Genomic DNA, 17,358 nt, shown 5'->3' on the forward strand with positions numbered 1-17,358 from the left:
CGGCAGCGTCTCGACGACTTCGTGCGTCAGGCAGCCCGCGATGCCGCGCTGGTAGCGTTGAGGAACGGCGCCGGTGCCACGCTCCGCGCGAGCCGCGCGATCGAGGAGTGCGGGCCGGGCACGCCGAACAGGTAGCCTTGCACGCGGTCGACCTCGAGGTCGGCGAGCAGCGTGAACTGGTCGATGGTCTCGACGCCCTCGGCGACGATGCCGAGCCGGAGGGTCTTGGCGAGGGCCACGATCGTGCGGACGATCGCGTGGTTGTCGCTCTGCCGGGTGAGGTCGGCGAGGAAACTGCGGTCGATCTTCAGGATGTCGATCGGCAGGCGCCGGAGATAGGAGAGCGACGAGTAGCCGGTTCCGAAGTCGTCGACCGATATCGACACCCCCATTCGCTTGAGGCGACGCAGCGCCGCGATCGACGCGCCGGCGTCCTGCATGACCGCCGTCTCCGTGATCTCGAGCTCGAGCCGATCGCCGGGAAGGCCGCTCTCGGTGAGCGCGCGCAGCACTTCGTCGGCGAATCCGGATCGCCGGAACTCCATGGCCGAGACGTTCACGGCCACGGTCAGTTCGCCGAGGCCTTCGGCCCTCATGGCGCTGGCCTCCCGACACGCGGTACCGAGCGCGTAGCGCCCGATGTCGCCCTGCATCCCGAGCTCGTCCGCGAGCGGCAGGAACCGGTCCGGCGCGAGCACGCCGAGTTGCGGATGGCGCCAGCGAATCAGCGCCTCGCTTCCCAGCGGGCGGCGGTCGAAGGTCCGCACGAGCGGCTGATGTACGAGGAAGAACTCTTGTCTTGCCGCGGCCTGACGCAGCGCGCCCTCGAGCCGGACCCGCGCGGCGCCGCGCGATGGCGCCGGCGCGACGGCACGGCGGATCGCGCCGGGCGCCGCCTGCTTGGCGTCGCGCATCGCACGCTCCGCCGCGTGGACGAGTTCCTGCGGATCCGATTCGTCGTCGGGGTAGATGGCGATGCCGATCGACGCGCTGATCGAGAGCTCGTCGCCGTTGACCGGGAACACCTCGGCGAACGACGCGCTCACCCGTTCGGCCGCCGCGGTCGCTTCCGCCGCGTGGCCCAGGTCCGCGTAGAGCAGGGCGAAGCGGTCTTCCCCCAGCCGCGCGACCGTCGCGGCCCCGCCGAAGCGTTCCCGCAGGCGGAACGCGACCGCCGCGAGCAGGCGGTCGCCCGCCGTGTGGCCCAACGAATCGTTGATGCGGCGGAATCGGTCGAGGTCGAGCAACAGAAGCGCGAGCCGGGAGCGGGCGCCGGGCCGCGCGGCGGCGTGCTCGATGAGGCGCGCCATCATGTCCCGGTTGGCGAGACCGGTGAGCGTGTCGTGGTAGGTGAGGTGGACGAGACTCTGTTCGATGTCCCGTTTGGCGCGACGCAGGCCCGTGTTGCGGAGCTCACGTTCGACGACCGGAAGGAGACGCGTGCGGTTGCCCTTGTCGATGTAGTCCTGGGCGCCCGAATCCATCGCCGCGGCCGCCTCGGCCTCGGCGAGGGTCCCGCTCATGATGATGAACGGCGTCTCCGGCGCGCGGGATCGCATGATCGCGAGCGCGCCGCGAGAGTCGAAGCGGGGCAGTCGGTGATCGCAGATGACGAGGTCGTAGGACCGTTCGTCGAGCGCGGAGACCATCTCCTCGGCGGTCTCGACGCGACGGAAGGCGAGCACCCGGTCGAGCCGCGAGAGTTCGGCGATCAGGAGCGCGGCGTCGTCCTCCGCGTCCTCGACGAGCAGAATGTGGTTGAGCGCGTCTGGCATCGGTGGCGAGTCCGCGAACGAGGGCCGGCGAATGACCCGTTATCGGCGCGGCAGCGGAAATGTTGAGCCTCGACCCTCAAGTTCCCGCTTCCGGGGCCGACAACGTTCGCGGGGCGAGCATCGCCGCCCTGCCGGCTGAGGGCCCACTGCATGGCGAAGATCCTGGTCGTGGACGACAACCCGCTCAACGCCACCCTCGCGCGGCTTCAGCTCGCCCACGCCGGGCACGACGTCGCGGTCGAGCCTTCCGGAGCCGCGGCGCTCGCCCGGCTCGACGTCGAACGCCCCGACCTCGTGCTGACCGACATCGCGATGCCCGGCATGAGCGGCGTCGACCTCCTGGACGCCATCCGGGCCCGATCGGGACTGCGCACGCTCCCGGTGCTCGCCCACACGTCGTTCGCCGTACCGGTCCAGCAAGCCGCGTTCCGGCGCGCCGGGTTCGACGCCATCGTCGTCAAGCCCGCGACGCGCGAGGCCCTGGTCGCCGCGGTCGACCACGCGCTTGGGCGGGGCGCCCGGTGACCTCGCCCCGCTGCGACCCCCATGCCTTTTTCGAGGCGATCGGACGCGACCCCGCGGCCCTCGCGTCCACGCTCGAGCTCTTCCGAACCGAGGGAACCGCCCAGTGCGCCCGCATCGTGAGCGCAGTGCGCACGCGGTCGCGCCGCCAGCTGCGCGAGGCGCTCCATGCGTTCGCCGGTTCGCTCGCGATCGTCCGCGCGAAGTCGGCGCTCGACCTGTGCGAGATCCTGCGGCGACGGGCCGATGACGACGGAGCGGCGCTCGAACTCGCGGCACTCGAACTCGAACGCGAGTTCGAGCGCGTGTGCGAGGAACTGTCCCCGTTCGTCGCACGCGGGCGGGCGGCCGCATGAGGCGCCGCGCCCGTGCTGCGGACGCCGGTCGCGGCGCGTGTAACGGGTTCAGGGAGTCCGGCGCCGACCGCCCGGCCTGCGGTGCACGGCCGATCCGCGCAACGTGTGGTCGAGGATCATCAGCATCGCAGCCGTGGCACCCCAGATGTAGCGTTCGCCCCAGGGAATCGCCCAGAAATCGCGCCGCACGAGCCCCTGCATTCGAAAATTGCGCTGCTGGTTCGCCGGGTCGAGCAGGAAGGTGAGCGGCACCTCGAACACGTCGGCGACCTCGACCGGATCGGCGATGATCGGGAACGGCGGCTCGACCCATCCCACGACCGGCGTGACGCGGTAACCGGTCACCGTTTCGTAGCTCGCGAGCTCGCCCAGGAGCGACACGCGCGAACCGGGAAGTCCGACCTCCTCCCGTGCCTCCCGAAGCGCGGCTGCTCCCGCGTCGGCGTCCCCGGGTTCCATCCGCCCGCCCGGGAAACTGATCTGGCCGGGATGGTCGGGGAGATCGGCGCTGCGTTGCGTGAACAGCACGGTGAGTCCGTCCGCGCGATTGACGAGCGGCACCAGCACCGCAGCGGGCGTCGCCTTGCCTTCGCGCCCCGGCAGGCGGAAACCGTCCGAGAGGCCGAGCGCGGTGAGCGGCACCGGCTTTTTCAGTTGCGCCTCGATCCAGGGGCGCTGGTCGTGGCGGGGAAGGGCGAACAGCGGAAGCACGGCGGGGAAGGGCTTCGGCGAGGACGGGCCGATCCGTCGATGATACCGCGCGGGCGCGAGGCGCCTTCGGACGCCTCTTCTATAATCGGCGCATGTCCCGGCGCGGCGTCCTCCTGCTCGCTCACGGTGCGCGTGACCCGCGTTGGTCCGAGCCGCTGGAAGCGTTGGCGATCCGTTGCGCGGCACTGGAGCCCGGTTTGCCGCTCATGCTCGCCTTCCTCGACCACCTGTCGCCGGACCTTCCCGAAGCCGCCCAAAGGCTCGTCGACGCCGGTTGCGACGAACTCGTCGTGGTGCCCGCGTTCCTCGGCGTCGGCGGGCACGTGCGACGCGACGTGCCGAAGCTCGTCGACGCGGTCGCGCACGACCATCCCGGTGTGCGGGTGCGCACGAGCGTGGCCCTGGGCGACGTCGCGTCGGTGCAGGACGCGATGGCACAAGCTGTGGTCGACGCGGCGCGGGGCTGACCGTCGCGATGCGGGTAGCCGTCCTCGGAGCCGGGGTCATCGGACTGTCCACCGCGTGGTGGCTCGCGCGCGACGGTCACGAGGTGACCGTGATCGACCGGAACGAAGGCGTCGCGCTCGAAACGAGCTTCGCGAACGGCGCGCAACTCTCGTACAGCTACGTTGCGCCGCTCGCCGGTCCCGGAGTCCTGCCGAAGATCCCGCCCTGGCTGCTGCGCCGGGATTCGCCGCTGCGCTTCACCCCGCAGTTCGACGCGGACCAATGGCGCTGGCTGCTGCGCTTCGTGCTGGCGTGCAACCAGAGAACCTCGGAGCGGACGACGCGCCGCCTGCTCGCGCTGTCGTTCTACAGCCGGCGCCTGATGCAGGACTTCGTCGCGTCGGGGTCGATCGAGTTCGCGCATGCGCGCAACGGCAAGCTCGTCGTGCACTCCGACCCCGACGGCTTCGCGCACGCGCGCGACCTGGTCGACTACCAACGGTCGCTCGGCTGCGAGCAGGAGGCGCTCGACCGCGACGGGTGCCTCGCGCTCGAGGGCGCGTTCGGCGGCGGCACCACCGGGTTGGGCGCGCGCCTCGTGGGCGGCATCCTCACGCCGAGCGAGGAGGTCGGCGATTGCTACCGTTTCTGCGTCGGGCTCGAGCGTTTGCTGATGCAGGACGGCTCGCGGGTGCGCTTCGAACTCGGCACGCAGGTGCGAAGTCTCGTCGCCGAGCGCCAGCGCGTGGTCGCCGTCGACACCTCGTCGGGGCCGATCGACGCCGACGCGTTCGTCGTCGCGGCGGGGAGCGCATCGGGCCGGCTCGTCAAGCCGCTGGGCCTGCGCCTGCCGGTCTATCCGCTCAAAGGCTACAGCCTGACCTTCCCGGTGACCGGCCCGGCGCCGAAGCTGTCGGTGACCGACTTCAAGCGCAAGGTGGTCTACGCGCCGCTGGAGTCTGCGGGGTCGCCCACGCTGCGTGTCGCCGGCATGGCCGACATCGCGGGCTGGTCCCAGGCGCCCGACCCGGTCCGCCTGCGCCAATTGCTCGCGGAGGCGCGCGCGGCGTTTCCCGACGCGACCGACTATTCGCTGCCGCTCGAACGCCTCGCGCCCTGGTGCGGCCTGCGCCCGGCGACGCCGCTCGGCAGTCCGATCCTGGGGGCCGCGCCCGTCGCGAACCTCTATCTCAACGTCGGCCATGGCGCGCTGGGCTGGACGCTCGCGCTCGGGAGCGGCCGCATCGTCGCCGATGCGATCGCGCGGCGAGGCTCCGACATTCCGCTCGCCGGACTGACTTTCGGAGCATGATCGCGGTCAGGCGGCGACGTCGCCGCTGTCCGCCGGCCCATGAACCCGCTACGCGCGCGCCTCGGCGAACACGCGCTCCACGATTCCGTGGCCGCGATCGCCATGCCCGGCCGCGAGATCGGCTACCCGGAACTCGTCCATCTCGTGGACGCCTGCGCGGCGAGGCTCGTTCGCGACGGCTGCGCGCCGGGCGACACCGTCGGCTTCTCGGTGCCGGACGAAACCGGGCATCTCATCGTGAGCCTCGCGCTCGCGGCACTCGGGCTCCGGCAGGTGATCCTCGCGACGCACGCGCCGCTCGGAATGCGCATCGACCTCGCCCGGCGTCTCGCGGTCAGGCGCGTTGTCGTCAGCGATCCGGCGCACGCGGTGCCGGGCATCGCGGTCATCGTGCTGGGCAGCGCCGAGTCGAGCGATTCGCCGTCCGTGCGGCCAGCGGTACCGCTCGACGGCGGACAGGATGGGCCGAGGTTCCTGTTCACGAGTTCGGGCACCACCGGCCGCGCCAAGATCTACGACCTGGATCTCGCGGCGGTGGATTGGCGTGCCACGACGGTGCATCGGTCGGAGCGCGGGAACGCGCGACAGCGTTTGTACGTGTCGCACGCGATCGAGCATCGGGCCGGGCATGTGCGGCGCCTGTATGCGGCGTGGCTCGGAGTCACGTCGATCCTGCAGGCGCCGCGGACCAGGATGTCCACCGGCGCCCTGTGCCGCGCGATGAACCCCACCCATCTCGAGCTGACGGTGCTCGAGGCGATGGGTCTCGTGCAGGACGACGCGATTCCCCTGCCGTCAGGCACGATCGTGCACGGCAGCGGCACGCGGATTCCGTCGGCGTTGCGCAGGCGTTTTCGCGCGCATCACGGCCTGCCGCTCCACGTGCACTACGGCGCGTCGGAATTCGGCCGCATCGCATCGACGCTCGACGGGCCCGGCGCTTCCCCCGACATCGACGACGACAGCGTCGGCTGGCCCGTGCCGGAAATCGAGGTGGAGATCATCGGCGCGGATGGCCGTCCGGTCGCGTCGGAGGAGGCCGGCGAAATCCGCGTGCGCGGCGCGACGATGGGCGGCGGGTTTCTCGACGACCCGGAAGCCACGGCCCGGCACTTTCGCGGCGGCTGGTATCACCCTGGCGATCTCGGCCGACTCGATCGCGACGGGCGATTGTGGCTCGCCGGTCGCATCGACGAGATGATGAGTCTCTCGGGGATCAACATCCACCCGGCCGAGATCGAGGTCGTCCTCGAGACCCATCCTGCCGTGCGCGCCGCGTTGGCGTATGCGCAGCCCTCGGGCGCGTTCGGCGACATTCCGGTGGCGGACGTCGAACTCCTTCGTCGGGGAGGCGCGACCGAAGCCGAACTCCTCGCGATGGTCCGCGATGCGCTCGGCGCGCGTGCACCGCGACGGATCCGCATCGTCGACGCGCTTCCGCGCAGCGCCGCGGGCAAGGTGTTGCGAACCCGCCCCGGGAATCGCGCCCGTGGTCGCTGAACCGACGCTACAATCCGCGGCGCGATGTCCGGCGCACGCCACTTCCCTCGGTCCACGATTCCCGGCAGGTTTCCGGGTGCGGAGGCGTTGCTTCTTACCGCGGCGCTCTGCGGCGCGCACGAGCTGGCGACGGCGCCGGCTCGGGCCGCGGACCCCGCGCCATATCCGAACCGCCAGATCACGATGGTGGTGCCGTTCGGAGCAGGGACGCAGATCGACACCGCGGCGCGCCTGGTCGCGGGCAAGCTCGCCGACGCACTGGCGCAGCCGGTCGTGGTCGAGAACGTCCCGGGCGCCTCCGGAAACCTGGGCGGCCGGCAGGTCGCCCGTTCGAAACCGGACGGCTACACGTTGCTGTTCACCGGTTCGCTGATCACGCTCCTCCCGCTGACGATGGGATCCGCCGCGGTGGATCCCTTGGTGTCGTACGCTCCGGTGGCGAAACTCGCGGAGCCGCCGGCCGTGATCCTCGTGAGCGCGAAGCCGGGCGTGTCGACGCTCTCCGATCTGCTGGAACGGGCGAGGCGCACGCCCGGCGGCATCGCGTACGCGACCGCGGGCGTGGGCTCGATCCACCATCTCGCGATGAGCCTCGTCGCGCTCAAGGCCGATGCGCCCATGTTGCACGTGCCCTACGGGAATTCCGCCCAGGCGAGGCAGGACCTGCTCTCGGGGGAAGTCCCGGTCTACGTGACGTCGCTGGGCCCCCTCAACCCCTACCTCGAGAGCGGGCAGGTCCGCGCGCTCGCGGTCATGCGCGAGCGCAGGGTCTCGGCGTTCCCGGACGTCCCGACGATCGTGGAACTCGGTTTCCCGCAAGCGGCGATGGCGCCGTGGAACGGGGTGCTCGCTCCTGCGGGAACGCCGCCGGCGGTGATCGCCCGGCTCAATGCCGAGTTCGCGCGCATCGTCATGCTGCCCGATGTCCGCGAACGCTTCACGCAGATGGGCATGGAGCCGCTGTCGCCGTCGCCCGAGGCATTCGCGGCGGAGATTCGCGAGGCCGTCGCCCGCTGGCCGCGCGTCATCCGCGAGTCGGGCGTGGTGCTCGCGAAGTAGAGCGGCGCCCGCGGTCCATGCGCCTTCTCGGCCTCGCCGTCGTCCGCGACGAGTCCGACATCATCGAACTGATGGTGCGGCACAACCTCGCGTACCTCGACGGCCTCGCGATCATCGACCACGCATCGACCGACGGCACCAGCGCCATCCTCGCGGCGCTCGCCGCCGAGGGCCTGCCGATCAGCATCACGCAGGACGGCAACCCGAAATACCGCCAGAAGCCGATGATCAACTCGCTCTTGCGCCACTGGCTGCTCAGTTCCGACTTCGACTGGTTCTTCGTGATCGACGCCGACGAGTTCATCGTGGCGCCCTCGCGCGAGGCGCTGCATCGGACGCTCGCGGGACTGCCGACCGACCGGGCGGGGCAGCTCGACTGGCCGACTTTCCTTCCCGAGTTCGACGCCGGTCGACCGCTGGCGGAGCGGCTCGCCCGACCGCGGGTCGTCACCGACCCCGGCCACGCCTTTCGCAAGATGGCGATACCGCGCGCGGCCCTGATGACCCCGGGCATCGAGGTCGGCTTCGGCCAACACGTCCTCGAGGCCGCGCGTCCGGGCGTCGTGGTTCCTCCGCCGCACCCGGTTCCCGCCGGTGAACTCGCGTTCGCCCATGTGCCGATCCGCTCGCCGGGGCAGTACGCGCTCAAGGTGGCGACCAACTGGCTGTCGCTCGTTGCGCAGGAGCGCCGGCGCGTGGCCCAGGCCGGCCAGTGGCGCGACGCGTTCGACGCCATCTGCAACGGCGCGGCGCTCGACGACGCGCTGCTCGAACTCTTCGCGGTGAACTACAGCGTGCCGCCGGTGGATTGGAGGCCGGTCAGCGACAGGATCGTCGCTGGAGAGCCTTTCCTGCAGCCGGTCGCCGAGCGCTACGGGTCGCTCGCGGTTCCGCGGACACTGGCCTGGGCGCTCAAGCACGCCGAGCGGCTGTTGACCGCGCCGCGGTGATTGCAGGACCGGGGATCGGAAGGGTCATCGATCCGCGGGAATACGCGGGATCGCAGGCGGAGGCATCAGGTCCCAATACTTTACATAATAACAATTATACGCACGAACGCACGCACCAACGCCCCGCAATCCCTGCCGCCCCGGATCCGACCCCGGCGGGACGTCCGGGCGGCGTCCTCAGCGCACTTGGGATTTCGGTCGCGCGAGACCTGCGAGCTTCGCCTCGTACCGGTCGCGGTCGCGCCGGGTCGTGCTCAACTCGGCCGCGCGTTCGAGTTCCGCGCGCGCGGCCGCATCCTGGCGCAGCCCGAAGTACGCGAGCGCGAGCCAGAAATGGAACTCGTGGAAGTCCGGCGCGCGCGCGACCTCGCGCGCGAACGCGTCGCGCGCGGTCCAGAGGTCGCCTGCGCGCATAGCCTCCCGGCCGCGCAGGAACCAGCTGAACGGCGGCTCGGGGTCCAGGGTGACGAGCGCCGCCGCGAGCTTGCGCGACTCCTCGGCGCGGCCGGTCTCGGCGAGCACCGTGACCAGGTTCGACATGGCGAGCGTGTTGCCCGGATCGCGCGCGAGGACGTACCGCAGCGTGCGCTCGGCCTCCACCTCGTCGTGGTGGCGCGCGTAGACGACGCCGAGCGTGTTGACCGCCGGCAGGAAGGTCGGGTCCTGGATGACCGCCTCGCGCGCCCACCAGTAGGCGTCGATGATCGCGCCCGTCGCGAGCGCCTCGACCGCGCGGTTGTTGAGATACATCGCGACGACCGTCGCTTCGTCGAGCGGCCGCGTGCGCACCGAGCGGATGTCCTCGGGTCGCAGGAAGTCGACCGTCATGCGATCGGGCTCGAGGTACCGGCTGCCCGCCTTGAAGCGCGATTCCATCGCGCCGGAGCCGCGCTGCCCGAGCGTCAGGTTGATGTGGCCGATCGCGAGGTAGATGTCGCCCTCGCGTCCGATCGCCTCGTCGACCAGCACCCGGTTGTAATTGACCTCGAGATCGAGCGCCTTGGCGAACGCCGCGGTCATGATCACGAGCGACAGGCAGTTGCCGGAGCGGTCCGCGAACGCCTGCGACGCGCTGCGCGTCATCGTCGAGTCGTAGGCGAGCTTCAGCTCGTTCTTCGTGTACAGCGCGCCGATCAGCGCGTGCTGGCGGCCCTTCACCGCCACCTTCGGCATGACCTGGTCGTGCAGGTAGGCCTTCATCGCGTCGTCGAGGGCGAAGATGTCGCTCGCGTCGATACGGACGGAAGGCGCGGGAAACCGGGCGTCGGCGAGGAGGCTGTGCTCGAGGGACACCGGCGCGACCGCAGGGGCGGAAACCGGGCCGTCGGACGCAGCCGTCACCGGCTGGGCGAGCGCCTCGCCCCCTGCTCCGGCGACGGCGAGCGCCACCGCTGCCGCGAGCGGCCAGCGGACGTTCGGGCCTGCGTTGCGATCGGGTCGAGTCGTCATCGCGTTCCCTCGCGGCCGATTCTACGCCCTGCCCGCCCGATCCGCGGGCGGCCGATCGCATGGCGGATCACGCGGCGCGCTGCTTCTGCCAGTGCACGCCGCTGTCGTCGATCGAGTAGATCGTCTCGACGATCCCGCGTTCGCGCCGAAAGTCCTCGACCGCCGATCGGCAGCTCTCGAGGATGCCGTAGTCGTCGACGATGACGATCCCGCCGGGCACCACCTTGTCGTAGAGCGCGGTCAACGCGTCCATCGTCGATTCGTAGAGGTCGCCGTCCATCCGCAGGACTGCCAGGCGCCCGATCGGGGCGGTGGGCAGCGTGTCGCGGAACCAGCCTTCGAGGAAGACCACCTGGTCGTCGAGCAGGCGGTAGCGCCGGAAATTCTCCCGCACCTGGTCTGCCGACACCGCGAGTTGCGGATAGACATGGAGGTGGTTGGTGGCGTCCTTCGGGTAGCGCGCGGCGTCCGGGGCCGGGAGGCCCGCGAACGAATCGGCGACCCACACCCGACGGTCGGTCACGCCATGCGCCGCCAGCACGGCGCGCATCAGGATGCACGCGCCGCCGCGCCAGACGCCGGTTTCGATGAAATCGCCCGGAATGCCGCGCTCGATCACGAACTCCGCAGCGCGCTGCAACTGCAGCATCCGCTTCGCGCCGATCATCGACAGCGCCGACGATGGCCAGTCCTTGCCTTCCGAGCGGCGCTCGCGGTCGAACGGCATCTCGCCGCCGGAGACGCGCTCCTCGAGCGACGGATCCTCGTGGACGAGTCCGACCAGGCTGTCGCGGAGGAGGTCCAGGTAGCGGTTGCGAAGCGCGTCTACGGGCTCGGTGTTCGTGGTCATGGAATCAAATAAAGACTATTTATATCAATGATATATAGATGCTATTGCGAGTATATTCTACGACGTGAAACACGCAGGGCGGCCCACCTTCGAATCGACCTCAACTCGTGAAACCTCCCGGCGCGTCACACGTCCTTCAGCCAGCCGATCGCCGGGCCGACCCGCTCGAACGCGACCACCTCGATCCCCGGGACCGGCTGTTTCGGCCGGTTCGCGGCGGGACACAGCACCGTGCGGAAGCCGAGCTTCGCGGCCTCCCGGATCCGCTCCTGCCCGCGCTGCACCGGGCGGATCTCCCCCGCCAGCCCCACTTCGCCGAATACGACCAGCTTGGCGGGCAGCGGACGATTGGCAAGCGACGAATCGATCGCGAGGAGCACCGCCAGGTCGACCGCGGGCTCGTCGATCCGCACGCCGCCCACGGCGTTGACGAACACGTCGTGCCCCGCCACCTCGACCCCGCCGTGGCGGTGCAGGACCGCCAGCAGCAGCGCGAGACGCTGCGGATCGAGGCCGACGGCGAGACGGCGCGGGCCCGAACCGCCGGCTGCATCGACCAGCGCCTGGATCTCGACCAGCAGCGGTCGCGAGCCTTCCAGCGACGCGACGATCGCCGAGCCCGCGACCGGCTCGCCGTGCTGCGAGAGGAAGAGCGCGGACGGGTTCGACACGCCCCGCAGGCCCCGCTCGGTCATCGCGAACACGCCGAGTTCGTTGGCGGCGCCGTAGCGGTTCTTGATCGCGCGCACGAGCCGGAACGCCGAATGAGCGTCCCCCTCGAAATAGAGCACGGTGTCGACGATGTGCTCGAGCACACGGGGGCCGGCGATCGCGCCGTCCTTGGTCACGTGGCCGACGAACACCACGACGATGCCACGCTGCTTCGCGAGGCGCGTCAACTGCGCCGCGCACTCGCGCACCTGCGAGACGCTGCCGGGCGCGCTCGTGAGCGCTTCGGTGTAGACGGTCTGGATCGAGTCGACGACGACGACCTCCGGCTTCGACGTGTCGATCGCCGCGACGATGGCCTCCACCTGCACCTCGGCCAAGAGTTCGACCGGCGCGTTGACGAGTCCGAGCCGGTCGGCGCGCAGCGCGATCTGGTCGGCGGATTCCTCGCCGGTGACGTAGAGCACCGTGCGCGACGCGCCGATCGCTGCGCTCGCCTGCAGCAGCAGCGTCGACTTGCCGATGCCGGGATCGCCGCCGAGCAGGATCACCGCGCCGGGAACGAGTCCGCCTCCCAGCACGCGGTCGAACTCCTCGAGGCCGGTCGGGAAGCGTGGCCGCTCGCGGGCGACGATCGCCGCGAGCGGTTGCACGGCGGACCTCGCGCCCGCCACCGACGCGAACCGCGTCGGCGCGGGCGCCGTCGCGCACTCGACCAGCGTGTTCCACACGCCGCAATGCGGGCACTGCCCCTGCCACTTGGGCGAGGCGCCGCCGCACTCGGTGCAGGCGTAGAGGGTCTTCGGCTTCGCCATGCCTCGGGCCGCCCGGGCGGGGCCGCCGGTCAGGCGAGTTCCGACGGCTGCACGACCGCGGTGCCGAGCTTGCCGACGACGACGCCGGCCGCCTCGTTGGCGATGCGCACCGCGTCGGCGAGCGGGGCTCCGGCGGCGAGCAGCGTCGCGACGGTCGCGATCACCGTGTCGCCGGCGCCGGAGACATCGAACACCTCGCGCGCCTGCGCCGGGATGTGCAGCGCGCCCGCGGAGGTGTAGAGACTCATCCCCTCCTCCGAGCGCGTGATGAGGAGCGCCTCGAGTTCGAGGTCGCCGCGCACGCGCTCCGCCTTCGCGGCGAGGTCCGCCTCGTCGCGCCAGCGTCCGGCGACGTCGCGAAACTCGGCGCGGTTGGGCGTGACGAGCGTCGCGCCGCGGTACTTCGCCCAATCGTCGCCCTTGGGATCGACGAGCACCGGTCGCCGCGCCTCGCGCGCCTGGCCGATCATCGTCGCGATGTGCGCGAGCCCGCCCTTGCCGTAGTCGGACAGGACGACGACGTCGCAGGCGCGCACGCGCACGCCGAAGTCCTTGAGCTTGGCCGCGAGGATCTCCTGCGACGGCCGGGTCTCGAAGTCGATGCGCAGCAGTTGCTGCTGGCGGCCGATGACGCGCAGCTTCACCGTCGTCGGCAGCGTACTGTCGTGGTGGAACGAGGCGGCGATGCCGTCGGAGGCGACCAGCGCCTCGAGCGCGCCGCCCGCCTCGTCGACGCCGACCACCGACAGGAGCGCGGCCCGCGCCCCGAGCGCCGCGGCGTTGCGCGCGACGTTCGCGGCGCCGCCGGGCCGCTCCTCGGTGCGCTCCACGTGCACCACGGGGACCGGCGCCTCGGGCGAGATCCGGTCGACCGCGCCGAACCAGTAGCGGTCGAGCATCACGTCACCGACCACGAGCACGTTCGCCGCGCGCACGCGTTCGCGCCAGGCGGAGAAGCGTGCGGGCGGGGCAGGAGGCGTCATCGGGGAAGCGTCGCGAGGCGCCGCGATTATAGGGGCATGAGGCGTGGGCGGCTATTCGACTGCGGTCCGTCGCTCATGGCATCTTGCGACCGCCACGAGGGCGAAGGCTCGCCGACCGGCGTTCGGTGGATCGCGCGCCAGGTGGTTGCTGGTAGCGCTCCGCATACGCGTCGAGGAGTCGGCGGATCATGCGCTGATACTGGGTGTTGTACTTCTGCGCCTCGCGCTTGAAGAACTCGACGCTTCTCCGGCTCAGCGCGAGCGTGATCTTCACGCCGTCCTCGCGAAACGCGAGTTCCTCGGGCGGGGGAAGAAAATCGGGCACGACCCGCGGGTCGCCGATCGGTTCATCGCTGTACTTGATTCTCGCGGTCATAGATCTGCCTGCCCTTGCGCCAATAGCCGGCCCCGATGATGCGAATGATGCCGGAGCGGTAGGTGAATCGAACGGTCAGGATGCCGCCGCCCACCCGCCCGAAGCAGAAGTAGCGCTTCTCGCGCGAGCTGTGCGCCGTGTCCTCGGCGATTACGCGACGCGCGTCGAGGAACGCGAGGCGCGCCGTGACGAAATCCACGCCGTGCTTCAGGACATTCGCCCGATCCTTGGCGTGATCCCAGCCGAATCGGGAATGGCCCATGACGCGATCCTACGCCGCGGCCATACGAAAAGCCATATGAACTGGCGGGCGCCGGGACCGCTACCCCGTTAGCCCCGGCGGCCGCGGGTTCGCGTCAGCGCCGACCGATCGAGAAATGCTCGAGCCCCGCGGCGCGCACGACCGCCGGATCGTAGAGGTTGCGGCCGTCGAAGACGAGCCCCTCGCGCAGCGCGCGCTTCAGCGCGTCGAAGTCCGGGCTGCGGAACTCCTTCCATTCCGTCACGACGACGAGCGCGTCGGCGCCCTCGGCCGCCGCCATCGGCGTCGAGGCGTAGGACAGCGCGGAGCGGTCGCCGAGCGCACGCCTCGCCTCCGGCATCGCGACCGGATCGTAGGCAGTCACGCACGCGCCGCGCGACGCGAGCGCATCGATGATCGCGCGCGACGGCGCCTCACGCATGTCGTCGGTGTTGGGCTTGAACGCGAGTCCCCACAGCGCGAAGCGGCGGCCGGCGAGATCGGCCCCGAGCCGTCCTACGATCTTGTCGACGAGGACGAGCTTCTGCGCCTCGTTCACCGCCTCGACCGCGGACAGGAGCTGCAGCGGATAGCCGTGCGCCGACGCGGTGTGGCCGAGCGCCTTCACGTCCTTGGGGAAGCAACTGCCGCCGTAGCCGACGCCCGGATACAGGAAGTGCCAGCCGATGCGCGGGTCCGACCCGATGCCCTGGCGCACCGACTCGATGTCGGCGCCGAGGCGGTCGGCGAGATTCGCGAGCTCGTTCATGAACGAGATGCGCGTGGCGAGCATCGCGTTCGCGGCGTACTTGGTGAGTTCGGCCGAGCGCAGGTCCATCACGATCAGGCGATCGTGGCTGCGCTGGAACGGCGCGTAGACCGCCCGCAGCACGGCGATCGCGCGTTCATCGTCCGCGCCGATCACGACGCGATCGGGCTTCATGAAGTCCTCGACCGCGGCGCCCTCCTTCAGGAACTCGGGGTTCGACACCACGGCGAACGGGATCTCGACGCCCCGCGCGGCGAGTTCCTCGCGGATCGTGGCGCGCACGCGGTCGGCGGTGCCCACCGGCACCGTCGACTTGTCGACGACGACCCTCCATTCGGTCATCCGGCGCCCGATGGCGCGCGCGGCGTCGATCACGTGGCGCATGTCCGCCGAACCGTCCTCGTCGGGCGGCGTGCCGACCGCGATGAACTGCAGCGTGCCGTGGCGCACGGCGAGGTCGACGTCGGTCGTGAACCGGAGCCGGCCGGCGGCGACGTTGCGCTGGATCATCGCCTCGAGGCCCGGCTCGTGGATCGGAACGCCGCCCCCGTTCAGGACCGCGATCTTGCGCGCGTCGACATCGAGGCAGAGCACGTCGTTGCCGACCTCGGCGAGACAGGTGCCGGTGACGAGCCCGACGTAGCCCGTCCCGATCATGGTGATCTTCATGCGTGCGTTTCGGATGGAATCGATGCGCGGATCGCGGCGAGTGCCGCGGCCGGATCGGGATGGGCCGTGATCGGCCGTCCGATCACGAGGTAGTCGGCGCCCGCGGCGATCGCCTGCGATGGCGTCATCACGCGCGCCTGGTCATCGAGGTCCGCGCCCGTGGGACGAATGCCGGGGGTCACGAGCAGGAACGCGCGTCCGAGCGAGCGCTTCAGCGTGGCCGCCTCGCGTGCCGAGCACACCACGCCGTCCAGTCCCCCGGCCTGCGCGAGCCGCGCGAGACGCAGCACCTGCTCGTCGGGCGTGGCATCGATGCCGATGGCCGCGAGATCGTCGGCCGTGAGGCTCGTGAGCACCGTCACGGCGATCAGGAGCGGCCGCGCGATGCCCTCCTCTCGCGCCGTGCGCTCGACCGCCTCGCGCGCCGCGGCCATCATCGCCCTCCCGCCGGACGCGTGCACGTTCAGCATCCAGACGCCGAGCCGGGTCGCCGCTGCGCAAGCCTGCGCGACCGTGTTCGGGATGTCGTGGAACTTGAGGTCGAGGAACACGCGGAAACCGCGCGCGACGAGTTCGCGGACGAGGTCCGCACCGGCGGAGGTGAAGAGTTCCTTGCCGACCTTGAGCGCGCAGGCCGCGGGGTCGAGCTTCGAGGCGAGCGCGAGGGCGCTCGCGGTGTCGGCGACGTCGAGGGCGACGATGACGCGGGGCGTGCTCACGCGAACCCCTCCGGCGTCTCGGTGCGCTTCGGCGAGTAGGTTTCCCACTTCTGGCAGCCCGGGCACCGCCAGTAGTACTGCCGCGCGCGAAATCCGCACTGCTCGCAGCGATACATGCCGAGCCGCTTGATGTGCTGCGACACGAGTCCGCGCACGAGTTCGAGGTCGTGCCGGCGCTCGGGCGGCGCGGCGTGGATCTGCGCCTCGAGCAGGCGGTCGAGCCCGAGGAGCGTGGGGTTGCGGGCGAGCTCGTGCTTGATGAGCGAGGCCGCGGCGTCGGCGCCTTCGGTCTCCAATGTCATCGAGAAGAGCGCGTTCAGCACGTCGAGCGAGGGCGCCTGCTCCTGCCAGGCGCGCAACAGGCGCAGCGCGCGCGGCCGGTCGTCGAGCTTGCGGCAGGCGTCCGCGACGCGGTCGGCGACGAGCGCGAGGAAGGCGGGATTCTGCGTCTCGATCTTCTGCCAGGCCTCGATCGCGGCCGGGGCGTCGCCCGCCTGGAGCGCGATATCGCCGGCGATCAGGTTCGCGCGCGCGCAGCCCCGGTGCACCGCGAGCGCGCGCTCGACCTCGGCCCGGGCGGTCGCGAGGTCGGAGCGCACCAGCGCTCCCTGGGCGAGTTCGCAGTGGTACTGCGCGATCTCGCGGAACGCGGGCGTGCGGTTGATCTCGGCGACGCGGCCGGTCACCTCGATGGCCTTCGCCCAGTCCTTCTCCTGCTCGTAGATCGAGACCAGATGGCCGAGCGAGGCCGTCTCATGGCCGGTGCCGGCGAGCTTCGCGAAGAGCTCCTCGGCGCGGTCGAGCATGCCCGCGCGCAGGAAGTCCTGCGCGAGTTCGTAGCTCGCCATCTCGCGCCGGTCGGCCGGGAGGTCGGGCCGGTCGAGCAGGTTCTGGTGCATGCGGATCGCCCGCTCGATCTCGCCCTGGCGGCGGAACAGGTTGCCCAGCGCGAAGTGCAGGTCGACCGTCTGCGGATCGACCTTGACCACTTCGATGAACGACTCGATGGCCTTGTCGGGCTGTTCGTTCAGCAGGAAATTGAGCCCGCGGAAGTACGACAGCGGCAGCGCGCGCGACTCGGTCAGCAGGTGCTTGATGTCGATGCGTGCGGCGATCCAGCCCAGCGCGAAGAACACCGCGGGGATCGGCAGCAGCCACCACAGGTCGAAATCCATGCCGGCGGCGG

18 protein-coding genes are annotated in these 17,358 nt (G+C 70.8%); 7 read left to right on the forward strand and 11 right to left on the reverse strand.

The genetic code is table 11. The annotated features are described in order from the left end of the window. Window positions 1–26: 26 nt before the first annotated feature. Window positions 27–1,775, reverse strand: coding sequence for a GGDEF domain-containing response regulator (locus HS109_04325; protein ID MBE7521595.1), 1,749 nt, complete (start codon window positions 1,773–1,775; stop codon window positions 27–29). A 150-nt stretch (window positions 1,776–1,925) separates the two neighbouring features. Here HS109_04325 and HS109_04330 point away from each other — a divergent pair, with 150 nt between their 5' ends. Then, window positions 1,926–2,300: a response regulator gene (locus HS109_04330; protein MBE7521596.1), complete on the forward strand. Its 375-nt coding sequence runs from the start codon at window positions 1,926–1,928 to the stop codon at window positions 2,298–2,300. Window positions 2,301–2,416: 116 nt separating this feature from the next. Then, entirely contained in the window at window positions 2,417–2,653 is a 237-nt protein-coding gene (locus HS109_04335; protein MBE7521597.1) for a hypothetical protein, read from the forward strand. 48 nt (window positions 2,654–2,701) lie between these two features. Here HS109_04335 and HS109_04340 read toward each other — a convergent pair whose 3' ends face one another. Beyond that, on the reverse strand, window positions 2,702–3,355 hold the full coding sequence (locus HS109_04340) for a CoA pyrophosphatase (protein MBE7521598.1): 654 nt from the start codon (window positions 3,353–3,355) through the stop codon (window positions 2,702–2,704). A 101-nt stretch (window positions 3,356–3,456) separates the two neighbouring features. Between HS109_04340 and HS109_04345 the strand changes: the two genes are divergently transcribed. The 5 genes from HS109_04345 (at window position 3,457) to HS109_04365 (ending at window position 8,632) form a co-directional block, all read left to right on the forward strand. Beyond that, a complete protein-coding gene (locus tag HS109_04345; protein MBE7521599.1) occupies window positions 3,457–3,831 on the forward strand; it encodes a CbiX/SirB N-terminal domain-containing protein in 375 nt (124 codons plus the stop codon). Between the two features lie 8 nt (window positions 3,832–3,839). Beyond that, window positions 3,840–5,123 carry a D-amino acid dehydrogenase gene (locus HS109_04350; GenBank protein ID MBE7521600.1) on the forward strand — a complete coding sequence of 428 codons (1,284 nt, stop codon included), beginning with the start codon at window positions 3,840–3,842 and terminating at the stop codon, window positions 5,121–5,123. 39 nt (window positions 5,124–5,162) lie between these two features. After that, the gene (locus HS109_04355; protein ID MBE7521601.1) at window positions 5,163–6,623 is read left to right on the forward strand and encodes a long-chain fatty acid--CoA ligase; all 1,461 of its coding nucleotides are present in this window, start codon (window positions 5,163–5,165) and stop codon (window positions 6,621–6,623) included. A gap of 87 nt (window positions 6,624–6,710) precedes the next feature. Beyond that, a complete protein-coding gene (locus tag HS109_04360) occupies window positions 6,711–7,682 on the forward strand; it encodes a tripartite tricarboxylate transporter substrate binding protein (protein ID MBE7521602.1) in 972 nt (323 codons plus the stop codon). A gap of 17 nt (window positions 7,683–7,699) precedes the next feature. Then, the gene (locus tag HS109_04365) at window positions 7,700–8,632 is read left to right on the forward strand and encodes a glycosyltransferase family 2 protein (protein MBE7521603.1); all 933 of its coding nucleotides are present in this window, start codon (window positions 7,700–7,702) and stop codon (window positions 8,630–8,632) included. Window positions 8,633–8,809: 177 nt separating this feature from the next. On the opposite strand, the gene HS109_04370 is transcribed toward HS109_04365, so the two are convergent. From HS109_04370 to lapB, 9 genes are all read right to left on the reverse strand, one after another. Then, a complete protein-coding gene (locus tag HS109_04370; protein MBE7521604.1) occupies window positions 8,810–10,081 on the reverse strand; it encodes a tetratricopeptide repeat protein in 1,272 nt (423 codons plus the stop codon). A gap of 67 nt (window positions 10,082–10,148) precedes the next feature. Further along, complete coding sequence (locus HS109_04375) at window positions 10,149–10,931, reverse strand: class I SAM-dependent methyltransferase (GenBank protein MBE7521605.1); 783 nt, start codon at window positions 10,929–10,931, stop codon at window positions 10,149–10,151. Window positions 10,932–11,056: 125 nt separating this feature from the next. Beyond that, entirely contained in the window at window positions 11,057–12,415 is a 1,359-nt protein-coding gene (gene radA, locus HS109_04380) for a DNA repair protein RadA (protein ID MBE7521606.1), read from the reverse strand. Between the two features lie 29 nt (window positions 12,416–12,444). Then, window positions 12,445–13,398: a D-glycero-beta-D-manno-heptose-7-phosphate kinase gene (rfaE1, locus tag HS109_04385; GenBank protein MBE7521607.1), complete on the reverse strand. Its 954-nt coding sequence runs from the start codon at window positions 13,396–13,398 to the stop codon at window positions 12,445–12,447. A gap of 73 nt (window positions 13,399–13,471) precedes the next feature. Next, window positions 13,472–13,774 carry a CopG family transcriptional regulator gene (locus HS109_04390; protein ID MBE7521608.1) on the reverse strand — a complete coding sequence of 101 codons (303 nt, stop codon included), beginning with the start codon at window positions 13,772–13,774 and terminating at the stop codon, window positions 13,472–13,474. Beyond that, the gene (locus HS109_04395) at window positions 13,746–14,036 is read right to left on the reverse strand and encodes a BrnT family toxin (protein MBE7521609.1); all 291 of its coding nucleotides are present in this window, start codon (window positions 14,034–14,036) and stop codon (window positions 13,746–13,748) included. Before HS109_04395 ends, HS109_04390 begins: the two co-directional genes overlap by 29 nt. A 94-nt stretch (window positions 14,037–14,130) precedes the next feature. Further along, window positions 14,131–15,453 carry a UDP-glucose/GDP-mannose dehydrogenase family protein gene (locus HS109_04400; GenBank protein MBE7521610.1) on the reverse strand — a complete coding sequence of 441 codons (1,323 nt, stop codon included), beginning with the start codon at window positions 15,451–15,453 and terminating at the stop codon, window positions 14,131–14,133. Beyond that, window positions 15,450–16,172: an orotidine-5'-phosphate decarboxylase gene (gene pyrF / locus HS109_04405; protein ID MBE7521611.1), complete on the reverse strand. Its 723-nt coding sequence runs from the start codon at window positions 16,170–16,172 to the stop codon at window positions 15,450–15,452. The genes HS109_04400 and pyrF overlap by 4 nt, the downstream gene beginning before the upstream one ends. Further along, on the reverse strand, window positions 16,169–17,347 hold the full coding sequence (lapB, locus tag HS109_04410; protein MBE7521612.1) for a lipopolysaccharide assembly protein LapB: 1,179 nt from the start codon (window positions 17,345–17,347) through the stop codon (window positions 16,169–16,171). The genes pyrF and lapB overlap by 4 nt, the downstream gene beginning before the upstream one ends. Window positions 17,348–17,358: the final 11 nt, after the last annotated feature.

The organism is Burkholderiales bacterium (genome assembly GCA_015075645.1).
Classification (GTDB): Bacteria; Pseudomonadota; Gammaproteobacteria; order Burkholderiales; family Casimicrobiaceae; genus VBCG01.

What these genes read in the sequence shown, in the direction of transcription:
- HS109_04395 (MBE7521609.1), bottom strand. Translation starts at nt 14,036, where the DNA reads ATGGGCCATTCCCGATTCGGCTGGGATCACGCCAAGGATCGGGCGAAT.
- HS109_04370 (MBE7521604.1), bottom strand. Translation starts at nt 10,081, where the DNA reads ATGACGACTCGACCCGATCGCAACGCAGGCCCGAACGTCCGCTGGCCG.
- lapB (MBE7521612.1), bottom strand. Translation starts at nt 17,347, where the DNA reads ATGGATTTCGACCTGTGGTGGCTGCTGCCGATCCCCGCGGTGTTCTTC.
- HS109_04390 (MBE7521608.1), bottom strand. Translation starts at nt 13,774, where the DNA reads ATGACCGCGAGAATCAAGTACAGCGATGAACCGATCGGCGACCCGCGG.
- HS109_04355 (MBE7521601.1), top strand. Translation starts at nt 5,163, where the DNA reads ATGAACCCGCTACGCGCGCGCCTCGGCGAACACGCGCTCCACGATTCC.
- HS109_04350 (MBE7521600.1), top strand. Translation starts at nt 3,840, where the DNA reads ATGCGGGTAGCCGTCCTCGGAGCCGGGGTCATCGGACTGTCCACCGCG.
- rfaE1 (MBE7521607.1), bottom strand. Translation starts at nt 13,398, where the DNA reads ATGACGCCTCCTGCCCCGCCCGCACGCTTCTCCGCCTGGCGCGAACGC.
- HS109_04345 (MBE7521599.1), top strand. Translation starts at nt 3,457, where the DNA reads ATGTCCCGGCGCGGCGTCCTCCTGCTCGCTCACGGTGCGCGTGACCCG.
- HS109_04375 (MBE7521605.1), bottom strand. Translation starts at nt 10,931, where the DNA reads ATGACCACGAACACCGAGCCCGTAGACGCGCTTCGCAACCGCTACCTG.
- radA (MBE7521606.1), bottom strand. Translation starts at nt 12,415, where the DNA reads ATGGCGAAGCCGAAGACCCTCTACGCCTGCACCGAGTGCGGCGGCGCC.
- HS109_04325 (MBE7521595.1), bottom strand. Translation starts at nt 1,775, where the DNA reads ATGCCAGACGCGCTCAACCACATTCTGCTCGTCGAGGACGCGGAGGAC.
- HS109_04400 (MBE7521610.1), bottom strand. Translation starts at nt 15,453, where the DNA reads ATGAAGATCACCATGATCGGGACGGGCTACGTCGGGCTCGTCACCGGC.
- HS109_04365 (MBE7521603.1), top strand. Translation starts at nt 7,700, where the DNA reads ATGCGCCTTCTCGGCCTCGCCGTCGTCCGCGACGAGTCCGACATCATC.
- HS109_04330 (MBE7521596.1), top strand. Translation starts at nt 1,926, where the DNA reads ATGGCGAAGATCCTGGTCGTGGACGACAACCCGCTCAACGCCACCCTC.